The sequence below is a fragment of the Pseudoneobacillus rhizolycopersici genome, assembly GCF_054786815.1.
In genome coordinates, this window is sequence record NZ_JBTOOE010000008.1 from 47,517 (window position 1) to 63,166 (window position 15,650).

The following is a 15,650-nucleotide window of genomic DNA, read 5'->3' on the forward strand; positions in this document are numbered from 1 at the left end:
AAGTGGACAGCTTCTATGATAAAGCCACAAAACATTCGATGAATGTAATGAGAACATATTTTCTTTTTTATTGATTGGGCTCTATAATAGAAACGTAAGTAAGTGGAAGGGAGGGAACTTGAAATGTCTTTTATTCACCTTCATGTGTACAGTACCTATAGCTTATTAAGCAGTACCATTCCGATTAATTCTTTGGTCCAAGCGGCCAAACAGAAAGGTTTTCAAGCACTAGCATTGACTGACCGAAATGTCATGTATGGAACCATTCCTTTTTATAAAGAATGTTTAAAACACGGAATCAAACCGATATTAGGACTAACCGCCGATATTTTAAATGAAAAAGAGGAGACGTATCCTCTTGTTTTGCTAGCAAAGGATCGTTATGGTTTTCAAAATCTTCTAAAGATAAGTAGTGTTATCAAAACGAAATCAGATACAGGCATACCACTCAAATGGCTCAAACATTACCATGCAGGGCTCATAGCAATCACGCCTGGGCTTGAGGGAGAAATAGAATCCCAATTGTTAAATAAAAATAGAGAATTAGCTAGGGAGTCGATTTTAAAATACCAATCTATTTTTGGTAAAACTAACTTTTTTTTAGGTTTGCAGAATCATCAAACAACAAAAGAAGTTTCGATACATAATGAAATACTCCAACTTGGACGTGAAACAGAAACAGCATCCGTTGCGACAAATCAGGTTTTTTACTTAGAACAAGAGGATGCCTTAGCCCACGAATGCTTATTAGCAATAAAAAATGGCGAAAAATTGCAAGATGACCACCATGAAAAGCTAGATAGTGACCAATATTACTTTAAATCTAGTCAGGAAATGGTAAAGTTATTTTCGGAGTATCCCAATGCGTTAGAGAACTCGTTAAAGATTGCCGAACAGTGTAATGTACTTCTTTCATTAAATGAAAAGCATTTGCCTAAATTCCCAACAGGTGAAGGATATACGGCTGACAACTTGTTAGAGGAACTTTGCTTTCAGGGATTGCAGGAAAAGATTGCTAAGCCATCGAAAGAATATCATGAGCGGCTAGCCTATGAACTGCAAATTATTAAAAAAATGCAATTTAGTGACTATTTTTTAATTGTTTGGGACTTTATGAAATTTGCTAATGAAAATGACATTCTTACTGGGCCGGGTCGTGGCTCTGCAGCAGGATCATTAGTTGCTTACGTTCTAAATATTACCGATGTCGACCCTATCGAACATGATCTTTTATTCGAACGATTTCTAAATCCAGAGCGAATCTCAATGCCCGATATTGATATTGACTTCCCTGACGTAAAAAGGGACGAAGTTATTCGCTATGTAGCAGGGAAATACGGAGAGTTGCATGTCGCTCAAATCATCACCTTTGGTACATTGGCGGCAAAGGCAGCATTGAGGGATGTAGGTCGGGCGTTTGGCCTAAATACTAAGGAACTCGATTCCCTGTCGAAACAAGTGCCCTCACAGTTAGGGATTAGTTTGCAATCGGCTTATAAGGAATCTGAAGGGCTACGAGAATTTGTCGGTGAAAACGAGTTACATAAAAAGCTGTTTCAGACGGCGCTAAAGCTTGAAGGGTTGCCACGGCATACCTCCACACATGCTGCAGGAGTCATTATCAGTGAGGAGCCCTTGGTAAATATGGTTCCGATTCAAAACGGACACCAAGGAGTCTATCTAACGCAATATTCAATGGAATATCTCGAGGATATTGGACTGTTGAAAATGGATTTTCTTGGGTTAAGGAATTTAACCTTACTCGAGGATATCGTGCGACAAATCGAAAAGGGCAAAGGTGAAAAAATAAATTTAAAGACGTTGCCATTAAATGACCCAGCTGTCTTTGAACTTTTGTCGGATGGAGATACAACCGGTATTTTTCAGCTAGAATCGGAGGGGATGCGGAAGGTTTTAATAAAACTAAAGCCATCGCAATTTGAAGATATTGTCGCGGTCAATGCGTTGTACCGTCCAGGTCCAATGGAAAATATTCCGTTATTTATTGACCGTAAACATGGCATTGAACCGATTCACTACCCACATCCAGATTTAAAGGATATTTTGGATAAAACATATGGAGTCATTGTTTATCAAGAACAAATTATCCAAATCGCCTCAAAAATGGCTGGTTTCTCACTAGGTGAAGCAGATTTGCTCCGGCGAGCAGTTTCGAAAAAACAAAAAGAAATATTAGACCGGGAACGAACCCATTTTGTGAAAGGCTCTCTCAACAATGGCTATCAAGAAAATGTTGCCAATGAAATTTACGATTTGATTGTTCGTTTTGCCAATTATGGGTTTAATCGTAGCCATGCTGTTGCCTATAGCTTAATTTCTTATCAATTGGCCTATTTAAAAGCCCATTATCCATTATATTTTATGGCTGCCTTATTAACATCGGTAATAGGAAATGAATCAAAGATTGCTCAATATATTCGTGAGGTTAAACAAATGAATTTAAAGGTGTTACCGCCTTCCATTAATAAGAGCGGTTACTCCTTTCATGTTGAGAGCGGCGCGATAAGATACAGCCTAGCTGCAATTAAAGGCATTGGTGCAGTGGTCATGAAGGAAATATTTCAAAAGCGTAAGCAAAAGAAATTCGACGATTTGTTTGATTTTTGTATGCGGGTTTCAATGAAAATCATCAATCGAAAAACGTTGGAAACACTTGTCCACTCGGGTAGTTTTGATGAGTTTGGAAAGGATAGAGCTATCTATTTAGCGAGTTTAGATGTAGCAATTGACCATTCTGTGCTAGTTAATCCAGAAGAAACGAATCAAATTGACTTTTTTTCCGAGGCAGAGTTCTTTTTGAAACCTAAATATGTCGAAATTGAACCGCTATTAATTGAAGATAAACTTAATCTTGAAAAAGAGGTTTTAGGACTTTACCTTTCTGACCATCCTGTTACTGCCTATGAAAAAGAATTACTTCTATCTGGCTGTAAACAGCTATCTGGTTTAAATAAAGCAAACAAGCGTGTGTTGGTAGGGATTTATATAACAGGAATTAAAAAAATTCGTACCAAAAAGGGAGAAGCAATGGCTTTCCTTACGGTTTCTGACCCAAGTGGGGAAATGGAGGCAGTGGTTTTTCCAACAGTCTATACAAAAACACTCCTCCATCTTAAACAGGGAAGTATGTTGGTTGTAAATGGGAAAGTGGAAGAACGATCCGAAACGGTACAACTCATTATCGAAAATGTAGTACCAATGCAAGAGTGGTTAGAAAAGAATAAAAAACCAAAATCCGTCTTGTATTTAAAATTAGAAGAATCACAGCAATCGAATAAAGTACTTCAACAACTAAAAGAACTTTTTCGAAAGAACCACGGGCACACTAGCATTGTTTTATATTACGAAAAATCAAAAAAAACTGTCCTTTTAGATGAAGAATTCTCTATTAAACCAACGGGATATTTGCTTGATCAATTAAAAAATATTCTTGGTTTGGATAACGTAATCCTAAAGGAATAGTCTTTACAAGTTGCTGAGTTATGTTATATTGGTAAATAGAATTTATTTGTGGTCTGACCACTATTTTACTAGAGTCCATTCACTTAGCAGCGATATAGAAAAATCCTATGTTGATCAATTTAGGGAGTGAATAAAGAATGAATTTGCGCGAAGAAGCATTGCAAATGCACCGAGAAAACCAAGGCAAACTGGAATCAAAATCAAAGGTACCTGTGAGAGACGCAAGAGATTTAAGTCTCGCCTATTCACCCGGGGTTGCGGAGCCTTGTAAAGAAATTTACGATAAACCGGAAACAGTATATGACTATACCATGAAGGGGAACATGGTAGCAGTGGTTTCGGATGGAACAGCTGTTTTAGGGTTAGGAAATATTGGTCCAGAGGCGGCTCTTCCTGTAATGGAAGGAAAGGCAGTATTATTTAAGAGTTTTGCAGGTGTGGATGCCTTTCCAATTTGTCTTGCAACGACAGATGTTGATAAAATTGTGGAAACGGTTAAGCTACTTGAGCCAACTTTTGGTGGTGTTAATCTTGAAGATATTTCAGCTCCTCACTGCTTTGAAGTGGAGGAACGCTTAAAGCGGGAAACGAATATCCCAATTTTTCATGATGATCAACATGGTACTGCTATTGTAACGGTTGCCGGGCTTTTGAATGCTTTAAAGATTGTCGGCAAAAAAATTACCGAAATTAAGGTAGTGGCAAACGGTGCCGGAGCAGCAGGTATTGCCATCATCAAACTTTTATATCGTTATGGTGTCAGAGACATCATCATGTGTGATACAAAAGGGGCTATTTATGAAGGTCGTCCAAAAGGAATGAATGCCATCAAGGACGAGGTAGCTAAATATACTAACCGTGAAAATCTAAAAGGCAATCTTGAAGATGTTATTCAAGGTGCCGATGTCTTTATCGGTGTTTCTGTTGCGGGGGCTCTCACTAAAGAAATGGTGGAATCCATGAATCCGGATGCCATAATTTTTGCAATGGCAAACCCAGTTCCAGAAATCATGCCTGAAATTGCTAAAGAAGCCGGAGCAAGCGTAATCGGAACTGGCCGTTCTGACTTCCCTAATCAAGTAAATAACGTTCTTGCCTTCCCGGGGATTTTTCGAGGTGCATTAGATGTACGCGCAACCCATATAAATGAATCAATGAAAGTAGCGGCTGTTGAAGCCATTGCCGGTCTCATTTCGGAAGACGAGCTTCATTCCGATTATGTTATTCCTGGACCGTTTGACCCACGTGTGGCTCCTGAAGTTGCCGCAGCTGTTGCGAAAGCTGCGATGGATACAGGCGTTGCCCGAATTAAGGTCGATCCAGAGGAAATTAAAGAAAAAACCCGTCAATTAGCGATTATTGGCAAAAGTGAGTGATGATACTGGTGCCATCCTCACAAAAAGAATCAAAGGTTTATCTAGAAATTGTCAAGCAATTGAGAGGTCTTATAACACAGGAACGATTAAAACCTGGTGACAAACTACCTTCCGAACGGGAACTATCTGAGCGCCTTAATGTTGGGCGCTCCTCCGTTCGTGAAGCTTTAAGGGCGTTAGAGTTGCTTGGTCTAATTGAAACTAGGCGCGGAGAAGGGACGTTCATTCGCGATTTTCGAGGCAATCAACTGGTCCAATTGTTAGGGACATTTGTTCTTCAAGATGAAAAAGCAATTAAAGATGTGATCGAGACTAGAAATTACATTGAAATGGACTGTCTTCGGCTCGCTGTGGGCAGAAAAACAAAAACCGATTTGGCTACACTTCGCTCGAAAATCCAATCGGAAATTGTCGATGACGAACAATTTTTCTTTGAGATTGCCGAAATGGCAGAAAACTATTTGTTACTGAGAATATGGCATATTTTATATGATTATATAAATGCTTTAGAAATAAAGAAGGCGGCTATTCATCGATCATTATACGAAGAATTAATCATCGCGTTAGAAAATAGTGCCGAGCAACAAGTATTAGACACTTATCATAAAATGCGGAATATGTCGTCTTTATAACGACAAATTCAAACATATTTTGTATAAAAATTGTTCTATAGTAATAGGACAAGCTAATTTATTGCCCAAGCTTGTGAGCTGGGTATTAAAAAACAAAAAGTGGTCTGACCACTTGCGTATTTAGGAGGTTTCACTTTGCAAATTAAGGGGTTATTTACTAAAAATAAGAAGAAGAAATATGCAACGATACCTTCTGAGAGTGCTAAACAGGATGTACCTGAAGGTATTATGTCCAAATGTCCGGATTGTAAAAAAATCATGTACACAAAGGAACTAGTTAAAAATAATAAGGTTTGTTTTCATTGCGGTTATCATTATCCAATGAACTCTTTTGAAAGAATTGAAAGCTTTTTGGATGAAAATAGTTTTGAAGAAATGGATTCCAGTATGACTTCAGAGAATCCTTTAAATTTTCCGGATTATCTTGAGAAGTTACAGGGCGATATTAAAAAGACAAATTTAAACGAAGCTGTTGTAACAGGAACAGGTACAGTTGGTGGATTCCCAATCGTTGTAGCAATTATGGATTCTACCTTTCGAATGGGAAGTATGGGCTCAGTTGTTGGAGAAAAAATTACTCGTGCAATTGAAAAGGCTGACCAACTTTCAGTACCATTTATTATTTTCACAGCTTCAGGTGGTGCCAGAATGCAGGAGGGGGTTTTGAGCCTAATGCAAATGGCGAAGACGAGTGTTGCTCTAAAACGATTTAGCGATCATGGCGGATTGATTATATCGATTATGACCCATCCAACAACTGGCGGGGTGTCTGCAAGCTTTGCATCACTTGGGGACTATAATTTTGCTGAACCAGGTGCGTTAATTGGCTTTGCTGGTAGACGAATTATTGAACAAACCATCCGCGAAGAACTTCCGGAGGATTTTCAAACAGCTGAATTTCTTTTGAAACATGGTCAGTTAGATGCAGTTGTTTCAAGATTAGAGCTAAGAGAAAAGATGATGAACCTACTTGAAATCCATCAACCGGGGGGTGCTCTTCAATGGTAGGAGAATTAGAGTTTGAAAAACCGGTCATTGAATTGCGAAAAAAGATTGTCGAATTAAAGGAATTTACCAAGAATGCGGATGTTGACCTTTCCGTTGAAATAGAAAAACTGGAATCCCGCTTAGAAAAGCTTGAAAAAGATATTTACGAAAATATGAAACCGTGGGATCGCGTGCAAATTGCTCGTCACCCAAATCGCCCAACTACACTTGACTATATTTCTTTACTTTTTAAAGATTTCTTTGAATGTCATGGAGATCGTACTTTTGGTGATGATGAGGCAATCGTCGGTGGGGTAGCAATGTATCGGGGAATACCTGTAACAGTCATTGGTCATCAACGTGGAAAAGATACGAAGGAGAATATTCGTCGTAATTTTGGGATGCCACATCCGGAAGGTTATCGTAAAGCACTGCGTTTAATGCATCAGGCGGAAAAGTTTCATCGTCCAATTATTTGTTTTATTGATACGAAGGGTGCATATCCAGGTAAGGCAGCAGAGGAACGTGGTCAAAGCGAGGCAATTGCTAAAAATTTATTTGAAATGGCAAGTTTAAAAGTTCCAGTTGTTTGTATCGTGATTGGTGAAGGTGGAAGTGGTGGTGCCTTAGCCCTAGGTGTTGGAAATCATATTCATATGCTAGAAAATTCAACATACTCGGTAATTTCGCCTGAAGGTGCTGCTGCGATTCTTTGGAAGGATTCCTCATTGGCTAAGCAAGCGGCAGAAACGATGAAAATTACTGCACCAGACTTAAAGCAACTTGGGGTTATTGATGAGATTATTCCTGAAGTTAAGGGTGGCGCTCATCGTGACTTGAAACAACAAGCTAGTGAAATCGATCAAGTTCTTTTTAGTTCCTTACAGGAATTAACAAAAATGACCGATATTCAATTAATCGATCAACGCTATCAAAAATTCAAAGCAATTGGTGAATTTTCCCAGGAAGAAGAATCGATAGGCGTCAAATAAATATAAAAGCTGGCTCGAATTGCTTTGAGTCAGCTTTTTATTTGTCTATTATAGAACACTATTTTAATTTGAAAAGTTTATGACATTTTCCCTATTCTAAAACGCTTACATTTTGAAATCGAGAGTTTTTCCTAAAAGTTCATGCTTATTGTATTGAGATACCAATAGGTTCATGTTATTTTAGAAATATTCTGGGGCGATTTGTTCATAATAAGAATAGCCTAGATTTGCACAATTTTTATTACATAATTGTTTTTCACATTATTTTTTAGAGGTGGAAAAGATGAAAAAAATCGGAGTACTTACTAGTGGCGGTGATTCTCCTGGAATGAACCCAGCCGTTCGGGCTGTTGTCCGTAAAGCTATTTTTCATAATTTGGACGTTTATGGAGTTTATGGGGGTTATACAGGATTAATAAATGGAAATATAAAAAAGCTAGAATTAGGATCGGTTGGTGATATCATTCATCGTGGCGGAACGATGCTTTATTCTGCAAGATGTGAAGAGTTTAGAACGAAAGAGGGCCAGCAAAAAGGAATCGAGCAATTAAAAAAATTGGGGATTGAAGGTTTGGTCGTTATCGGTGGGGATGGTTCCTATCGGGGAGCCAAGGCGTTAACGGAACAAGGCTATCCTTGTGTTGGGGTACCAGGAACAATCGATAATGATATTGCGGGGACTGATTTTACGATTGGCTTTGATACCGCTTTAAATACAGTCATTGATGCAATTGACAAAATTCGTGATACGGCTACCTCTCATGAGCGTACTTTCATTATTGAAGTAATGGGACGCGATGCAGGAGATATCGCACTATGGGCTGGACTTGCCGGAGGTGCGGAAACGATTTTAATCCCTGAAGAGAATTATGACATGGAAGAAATTGCGGCACGCTTAAAGAGTGGACATGAGCGTGGAAAGAAGCATAGTATTATTGTGGTAGCTGAGGGAGTTTGTAGTGCAACCGATTTCGCAAAACAATTAAAAGAAGCAGCCAATATTGATACGCGAATTTCCGTGTTAGGCCATATCCAACGTGGCGGTTCACCAACAGCTTTTGACCGTGTATTGGCAAGCCGTCTTGGGGCGCGAGCAGTAGAATTATTAATGGAAGGTAAGGGTGGAAGAGCAGTCGGAATTCAACAGAACAAGTTAGTCGATTCCGATTTATCCGAAATATTTAGCCATAAGCATTCTGGAGATTTAAGTCTATACAAACTTTCGAAAGAATTATCGATTTAATTGGAGGATATGATAATGCGCAAAACAAAAATCGTTTGTACGATTGGTCCGGCAAGTGAGAGTGTCGAAAAATTAACCCAACTGATTGAAGCGGGAATGAACGTTGCGAGATTAAATTTTTCTCATGGTGACCATGAAGAACATGGAGCAAGAATTAAGAATATCCGTGAAGCAGCTCGCCAAACTGGAAAAACTGTGGCGATTTTATTGGATACGAAAGGCCCTGAAATCAGAACGAACAATATGGTGGGTGGAGCGATTGAACTACAAGCAGGTAACCATATCATCGTTTCCATGGTCGAGGTTGAAGGTACTACTGAAAAGTTCTCTGTTACATATCCGGGGCTAATCCACGATGTCCATGTTGGTTCAAGAATTTTACTTGATGATGGATTGATTGGATTGGAAGTACTATCAATTGATAAAGATAAACAGGAAATTCAAACGAAAATCTTAAATAGCGGTACATTGAAAAATAAAAAAGGAGTCAATGTGCCTGGTGTTTCCGTTAAATTACCAGGAATTACGGAAAAGGATGCAAAGGATATCCTGTTCGGAATCCAACAAGAAGTTGATTTTATTGCGGCCTCGTTCGTAAGACGTGCTTCCGATGTTCTCGAAATCCGTCGATTATTAGAAGAGAATCAAGCTACTCATATTCAAATCATTCCTAAAATCGAAAACCAAGAGGGCGTTGACTATATTGATGAGATTCTTGAAATTTCTAATGGTTTAATGGTTGCCAGAGGAGATTTAGGTGTAGAAATCCCGGCAGAAGAAGTTCCGCTAGTTCAAAAAATGCTCATCAAAAAATGTAATGCGCAAGGAAAGCCGGTTATTACGGCAACACAAATGTTAGACTCGATGCAGCGTAATCCGCGTCCAACTCGCGCTGAGGCCAGTGATGTTGCGAATGCGATTTTTGACGGAACAGATGCTATCATGCTTTCTGGTGAAACGGCTGCAGGGAATTATCCGGTTGAGGCAGTTCAAACAATGCACAATATTGCTTCAAGAGCAGAGGAAGCATTAGACCATAAAGAAATCCTTTCCGCTCGCAGCAAGGAGAACGACCATAATATTACTGATGCAATTGGCCAATCTGTTGCATACACAGCTCTGAATCTGGATGTAAATGCCATCATCACTCCTACTGAAAGTGGACATACGGCTCGAATGATTTCGAAGTATCGTCCAAAAGCGCCAATTGTTGCCGTGACAGCAAGCGAAACAACAAAGCGTAGCTTATCACTAGTTTGGGGCGTGTACCCACAAATGGGTCAACAAGCACGAACAACAGATGAAATGCTTGATATTGCCGTTGATGAAAGTGTAAATAGCGGATTAGTGAAGCATGGAGATCTAGTGGTCATTACAGCAGGTGTTCCGGTTGGAGAAGCAGGAACAACCAATTTAATGAAGATTCATGTTGTTGGTGATATCATTGCGAAGGCGCAAGGTATTGGTAGAAAGTCAGCTTATGGTAGGGTTGTCGTTGCATTGAATGCTGCCGAAGCTTTGGCTAAGGTGAAAGAGGGCTCTATCCTAATTACTTATGGCTCTGATCGTGAAATGGTTCCGGCGATTGAAAAATGCGCTGCCCTTATTGCCGAAGAAGGCGGTCTAACAAGTCACGCTGCCGTGGTAGGACTAAACCTAGGTATTCCGGTTATCGTGGGAGTTGAAAATGCTACAAAATTATTCAAAGACGGCCAAGAAATTACCGTAGACTCAGGACGCGGCGTCATCTACAATGGTCACGCCAGCGTACTTTAAAATTTGATTGATGGGTGCCCTAATTTGGGGTACCCTTTTTTGGTTACACCATTTCAGAAATTGAACTTATCTTTTATTGGTATTATTATATAGGTAGGCAGTGTAGAATAGGGGCGTTATCATTGAGATTACTCTTACTTTTAATTATCATCATACCAGCAGCTGAAATCAGTTTTTTATTAGTTTCTGGTAGAATCATCGGTACTTGGCCGACCATTTTTTTAATTATCTTTACAGGAGTCATCGGCTCTTATTTAGCAAAAAAGCAGGGGTTATCCGTATATCGCCAGCTTCAGCAGCAGTTACAAATGGGAGAAATGCCCGGGGAAACCATTCTGGATGGAATTTGCATTTTGGTCGGTGGAATCTTTCTATTAGCTCCTGGCTTTCTCACCGACATTATGGGGTTCCTACTCCTTTTCCCGGTAACTAGAGTTTATTTTAAAAAATTCATGAAGAAAAAATTTCATGCAAAAATCCACAAAAACAACAGGAAAATCATTTACTAACCTAAAAAAGCTACTCTTTACAAACAGAGTAGCTTTTTCTAATCACTTAATTTCTTCTCTCCCCAGTATAAACGACCAAAGATCGCGGAAAACGTTGGCACGGTGTAGGGTGCTGATGATCACAAGTAAAACTGGTCCTGCGATCAACCCTAAAAATCCTAATAGTTTAAAACCAACAAACAAGGAAATTAAGGTTGCCAGTGGATCTAAACCAATATTGGAGGAAAGAATCTTAGGCTCCATTACTTGTCTTTGGACTAACACAACCACATAAAGGACTCCCAAGCCAATCGCTGTGCTGATATCACCAGATATTGCTTCATAAATAATCCATGGAACAAAAATGGCGCCAGTTCCTAGATAGGGAATAATATCAACAATACCACAAATTAATGCAATCGTTATAGCATAGTCCACCCGAAGAACGAGCAGTCCAATCAAAATAATAACTGTCGTAATTGAAATTAACGTCAACTGTGCTTTAATAAAACCAAACAATGCCTTTTTTAAATCTTCAAACACTGTTTTTCCACTAGTCTTTGCGCGTCCGGGTAACAGTCTGCTTCCTAAGGCACTAAGGCGGTACCAATCCTTACTGATAAAAAAGGTTGCTAGCAATGAAAAAATCAGAACAGTTGCGGCGTTAGGAAACCATGATAAGATGTTTGGAATATTTCCAAAGAAATTCTGAATAAATGCGCCAACAGTTGTACCAAATTTAGTACCAACATTTTGGATATTTTCCATTATCGTATCCTGCTGGCCAGCATCCAAATTATTAAATAAGCTTGTTAATTGGTTATATAAAGGAATGATTTGCGCGGCAAATAGCTCCTCTAAATAATTGATTACGGTGTCTAAATGATTAGGTACTACCTTCGCTAAGTATTCGGCTCCAGAAACAATTTCTGCAATAAGTAAGATGATCAGGCCGGCCGCAACAGAAAATAAAATAACTAACGCTACTAGGACGGATACCGACCTTGGCATTCTAAATTTGCTAACAAAAAAATTGACGAGCGGATTAATTAAAAATGCAATTGCCAGACCGATTAAAAATGGATAGGTTACCTTAGAAATAAAGTAAAACGCCATCAGCCCTAAGATAACTGCCCCTGCGACTAAAATAAATCGCAATGTTCGGTAAACATATGTTAGATTCATATCTTCCCCCCAGACTAAAAACGCATTAATGAATTTATTTTAACATTTTATTGAATAATTCGCATATTCTGGCTCGTTTTTTCCATCATGGAAGTATGATTATCCTATTAAAACCAAAAATTAAACAATAAGTTATTAAAACATAAGTTATATTACAATAACGTCACCAGATTGGAGGGAAGATAAGGTGCAGTCATTATTATTTTTACTATTACTCTTAGTTATCGGCCTATTAGCAAAAAATAAATCATTGATTATAGCCATTGCTGTTTTATTTATCCTAAAAATAATCGGTCTCGATTCTAAATATTTCACGCAAATCCAAACAAAAGGAATTGAATGGGGAGTTATCGTCATTACCATCGCAGTATTATCTCCAATTGCCAATGGTGATATAGGCTTTAAGGATTTAAGTGGTGCTTTTAAATCACCATATGCTTGGATTGCACTCCTCTCAGGAATGGCTGTCGCATTACTGGCAAAGGGGGGAGTGACATTACTTTCAACAGACCCACATATTACAACCGCACTAGTAATTGGAACAATTCTTGCCGTTTCGTTATTTAATGGTGTATCAGTCGGACCATTGATCGGTGCTGGAATCGCCTTTTTAGCGATGAAAATTTTTGAGTTTTTTAGATAGTTATTTTTCGGTATAATAATTTTTCAGCCATTTTATGTGGTTTTCATTCCCAAAGTTCTGATTATTGTTTATAATAGGCTTGTAAGCGTATCCTTTTTTCTTAATGAAGTTTTTTTATTGGTGAATACAGTAGATACATAATAAATCGGAACACTCTGCTTTTTACCGAGCACCCGCTCGATAACTTTGAAGAAATCGGGATATTGTACTATGATTCATTTATACGGCTTAAGCCGACATTAATAGGTTGATGGGGAAATTTTTCATGTAAAGGAGAGATTAGATTGTCAGTTACAAGAGGTCTTGAAGGGGTAGTAGCTACATCTTCATCGATTAGTTCAATTATCGATGATACATTAACGTATGTTGGTTACAATATTGATGATTTAGCCGACAACGCAACCTTTGAAGAAGTAATATTTTTATTATGGCATCGCAAGCTTCCAACTGCGGCTGAATTAGCCCAATTGAAGCAGCAATTAGCAGATAATATGGATCTTCCAAAGGAAATCATTGAACATTTTAAACTGATTCCAATCGGTGATATTCACCCGATGGCAGCCATCCGTACCGCTGTTTCATTACTAGGTCTTTATGACGACGAAGCGGATGTAATGGAAAGAGATGCAAATTATCGTAAAGCCATTCGTTTGCAAGCAAAAATGCCAGCCATTGTGGCAGCGTTTTCCCGCGTAAGAGCTGGGCTAGAGCCAGTGACTCCACGCAAAGATTTAAATTTTGCCGCTAACTTTTTATTTATGTTAACAGGTAACGAACCAGATTCTATTGCAGTTGAAGCGCTAGATAAAGCATTAGTTCTTCATGCTGACCATGAGTTAAATGCCTCTACATTTACTGCGCGTGTTTGTGTGGCAACGCTTTCTGATGTATATTCTGGTGTGACTGCGGCAATCGGCGCATTAAAAGGACCACTTCACGGCGGTGCTAATGAAGCTGTAATGAAAATGCTAAAAGAAATTGGCACATTAGAAAACGTAGATAGCTATGTTCACGGTAAGCTTGCAAATAAAGAGAAAATTATGGGATTCGGACATCGTGTGTACCGTCAAGGTGATCCTCGTGCCAAGCATCTAAGAAAAATGTCTGAAAAATTAACGGCTTTAACTGGTGAACCGCATTGGTACCAAATGTCAGTCGAGATTGAAAAAATTGTTACAAGTGAAAAGAATTTACCACCAAATGTGGATTTCTACTCAGCTTCCATGTACCATAGTCTTGGAATCGATCATGATTTGTTTACACCAATCTTTGCTGTTAGCCGTGTATCTGGTTGGTTGGCACACATTTTAGAACAATATGATAACAACCGCCTGATTCGCCCTCGTGCAGAGTACACAGGTCCTGGCATGCAGACTTATGTACCAATTGAGCAAAGAGGCTAATATTTTACTTTCAATCGAAAACTGTTAAAATGAATGAGGTTAGAAGATTTTTCTTCTAACCTTTGAGTATTCATTTTTCGATCCATTTATAGTTGAACAAAGAAATTTTGGAGGGATACATAATGTCTGGAGAAAAAATCACAGTTTCAAATGGGGTATTAAACGTACCAAACAATCCTATCATTCCTTTTATTGAAGGAGACGGTACCGGTCCTGATATTTGGGCAGCAGCTTCTCGCGTATTAGACGCAGCAGTTGAAAAAGCCTATAATGGCGAAAAGAAAATCGTTTGGAAAGAAGTTTTAGCAGGGGAAAAAGCATTTAACCAAACGGGTGAATGGTTACCACAAGAAACACTTGATGCAATTAGCGAATATTTCATTGCTATCAAAGGTCCTTTAACTACTCCAGTTGGCGGCGGAATTCGTTCATTAAACGTAGCATTACGTCAAGAATTAGATTTATTCGTGTGCTTACGTCCAGTACGTTGGTTTGAAGGCGTTCCATCACCAGTTAAGCGTCCTCAAGACACTGACATGGTGATTTTCCGTGAGAACACAGAGGATATTTATGCTGGAATTGAATACGCAAAAGGTTCAGCAGAAGTAGAAAAATTAATCAACTTCCTTCAAACTGAAATGGGTGTGAAGAAAATTCGTTTCCCTGAAACATCAGGTATCGGTATTAAGCCTATTTCTGAAGAAGGTACTTCTCGCTTAGTTCGTGCTGCATTAAACTATACGATTAACGAAGGTCGTAAATCTTTAACAATCGTACATAAAGGTAACATTATGAAGTTTACTGAAGGTGCGTTCAAGAACTGGGCATATGAGCTTGCTGAAAAAGAATTTGGCGATAAAGTATTCACTTGGGCGCAATATGACAGAATTAAAGAAGAGCAAGGCTCTGAAGCAGCTAACAAAGCTCAAGCAGACGCTGAAGCAGCAGGCAAAATCATCGTAAAAGATGCGATTGCAGACATCTTCTTACAACAAATTTTAACAAGACCTAGTGAGTTCGATGTTGTTGCTACTATGAACTTAAACGGTGACTATATTTCTGACGCATTAGCTGCTCAAGTAGGCGGTATCGGTATCGCACCAGGAGCAAACATCAACTACGAAACTGGCCATGCAATTTTTGAAGCTACACACGGTACTGCTCCAAAATACGCTGGTTTAGATAAAGTAAATCCATCTTCTGTCATCCTTTCAGGGGTGTTAATGCTTGAGCATTTAGGCTGGAACGAAGCCGCAAAATTAATTATCCAATCTATGGAAAAGTCAATTGCGTCTAAAGTTGTAACCTATGATTTCGCGCGCTTAATGGAAGGGGCAACGGAAGTAAAGTGCTCTGAATTCGGTGACGAATTAATCAAGAACATGGCATAAGATTAAAGTATGGAAGTTTCTCGGGTCGTTTTTAACGGCCCCTTTTCAAAT

12 protein-coding genes are annotated in these 15,650 nt (G+C 38.9%); 11 read left to right on the top strand and 1 reads right to left on the bottom strand.

The window, feature by feature from the left end; translation table 11 throughout:
* Nucleotides 1-123: 123 nt before the first annotated feature.
* The 8 genes from dnaE to ACX9YW_RS10640 all read left to right on the top strand — a co-directional run bounded on the left by dnaE (nucleotide 124) and on the right by ACX9YW_RS10640 (nucleotide 10,998).
* A complete protein-coding gene (gene dnaE, locus ACX9YW_RS10605; protein WP_460346063.1) occupies nucleotides 124-3,483 on the top strand; it encodes a DNA polymerase III subunit alpha in 3,360 nt (1,119 codons plus the stop codon).
* A 137-nt stretch (nucleotides 3,484-3,620) separates the two neighbouring features.
* Nucleotides 3,621-4,859: an NADP-dependent malic enzyme gene (gene ystJ / locus ACX9YW_RS10610; RefSeq protein ID WP_460346066.1), complete on the top strand. Its 1,239-nt coding sequence runs from the start codon at nucleotides 3,621-3,623 to the stop codon at nucleotides 4,857-4,859.
* An 8-nt stretch (nucleotides 4,860-4,867) separates the two neighbouring features.
* On the top strand, nucleotides 4,868-5,491 hold the full coding sequence (locus ACX9YW_RS10615; RefSeq protein ID WP_460346069.1) for a FadR/GntR family transcriptional regulator: 624 nt from the start codon (nucleotides 4,868-4,870) through the stop codon (nucleotides 5,489-5,491).
* A 135-nt stretch (nucleotides 5,492-5,626) separates the two neighbouring features.
* A complete protein-coding gene (accD, locus tag ACX9YW_RS10620) occupies nucleotides 5,627-6,499 on the top strand; it encodes an acetyl-CoA carboxylase, carboxyltransferase subunit beta (RefSeq protein WP_460346072.1) in 873 nt (290 codons plus the stop codon).
* On the top strand, nucleotides 6,493-7,470 hold the full coding sequence (gene accA / locus ACX9YW_RS10625; RefSeq protein WP_460346075.1) for an acetyl-CoA carboxylase carboxyl transferase subunit alpha: 978 nt from the start codon (nucleotides 6,493-6,495) through the stop codon (nucleotides 7,468-7,470). The genes accD and accA overlap by 7 nt, the downstream gene beginning before the upstream one ends.
* Nucleotides 7,471-7,753: 283 nt before the next feature.
* Nucleotides 7,754-8,713, top strand: a complete 960-nt coding sequence (gene pfkA / locus ACX9YW_RS10630) for a 6-phosphofructokinase (protein ID WP_460346078.1) — start codon at nucleotides 7,754-7,756, stop codon at nucleotides 8,711-8,713.
* Between the two features lie 15 nt (nucleotides 8,714-8,728).
* Nucleotides 8,729-10,489: a pyruvate kinase gene (gene pyk, locus ACX9YW_RS10635; protein ID WP_460346080.1), complete on the top strand. Its 1,761-nt coding sequence runs from the start codon at nucleotides 8,729-8,731 to the stop codon at nucleotides 10,487-10,489.
* 122 nt (nucleotides 10,490-10,611) lie between these two features.
* Complete coding sequence (locus ACX9YW_RS10640) at nucleotides 10,612-10,998, top strand: FxsA family protein (RefSeq protein WP_460346083.1); 387 nt, start codon at nucleotides 10,612-10,614, stop codon at nucleotides 10,996-10,998.
* 42 nt (nucleotides 10,999-11,040) lie between these two features.
* Here the strand turns inward: ACX9YW_RS10640 and ytvI are convergent, their stop codons facing one another.
* Complete coding sequence (gene ytvI / locus ACX9YW_RS10645; protein ID WP_460346086.1) at nucleotides 11,041-12,162, bottom strand: sporulation integral membrane protein YtvI; 1,122 nt, start codon at nucleotides 12,160-12,162, stop codon at nucleotides 11,041-11,043.
* A 187-nt stretch (nucleotides 12,163-12,349) separates the two neighbouring features.
* Here ytvI and ACX9YW_RS10650 point away from each other — a divergent pair, with 187 nt between their 5' ends.
* The 3 genes from ACX9YW_RS10650 (at nucleotide 12,350) to icd (ending at nucleotide 15,599) form a co-directional block, all read left to right on the top strand.
* Nucleotides 12,350-12,805, top strand: coding sequence for a DUF441 domain-containing protein (locus tag ACX9YW_RS10650; RefSeq protein WP_460346089.1), 456 nt, complete (start codon nucleotides 12,350-12,352; stop codon nucleotides 12,803-12,805).
* Nucleotides 12,806-13,089: 284 nt separating this feature from the next.
* Nucleotides 13,090-14,208: a citrate synthase gene (citZ, locus tag ACX9YW_RS10655; RefSeq protein ID WP_460346092.1), complete on the top strand. Its 1,119-nt coding sequence runs from the start codon at nucleotides 13,090-13,092 to the stop codon at nucleotides 14,206-14,208.
* Nucleotides 14,209-14,327: 119 nt separating this feature from the next.
* A complete protein-coding gene (gene icd / locus ACX9YW_RS10660) occupies nucleotides 14,328-15,599 on the top strand; it encodes an NADP-dependent isocitrate dehydrogenase (RefSeq protein WP_460346314.1) in 1,272 nt (423 codons plus the stop codon).
* Nucleotides 15,600-15,650: the final 51 nt, after the last annotated feature.

Excerpts from the sequence above, each read along its gene's own strand:
- ystJ (WP_460346066.1), top strand. The coding sequence starts at position 3,621 with ATGAATTTGCGCGAAGAAGCATTGCAAATGCACCGAGAAAACCAAGGC.
- ytvI (WP_460346086.1), bottom strand. The coding sequence starts at position 12,162 with ATGAATCTAACATATGTTTACCGAACATTGCGATTTATTTTAGTCGCA.
- accA (WP_460346075.1), top strand. The coding sequence starts at position 6,493 with ATGGTAGGAGAATTAGAGTTTGAAAAACCGGTCATTGAATTGCGAAAA.
- pyk (WP_460346080.1), top strand. The coding sequence starts at position 8,729 with ATGCGCAAAACAAAAATCGTTTGTACGATTGGTCCGGCAAGTGAGAGT.
- dnaE (WP_460346063.1), top strand. The coding sequence starts at position 124 with ATGTCTTTTATTCACCTTCATGTGTACAGTACCTATAGCTTATTAAGC.
- pfkA (WP_460346078.1), top strand. The coding sequence starts at position 7,754 with ATGAAAAAAATCGGAGTACTTACTAGTGGCGGTGATTCTCCTGGAATG.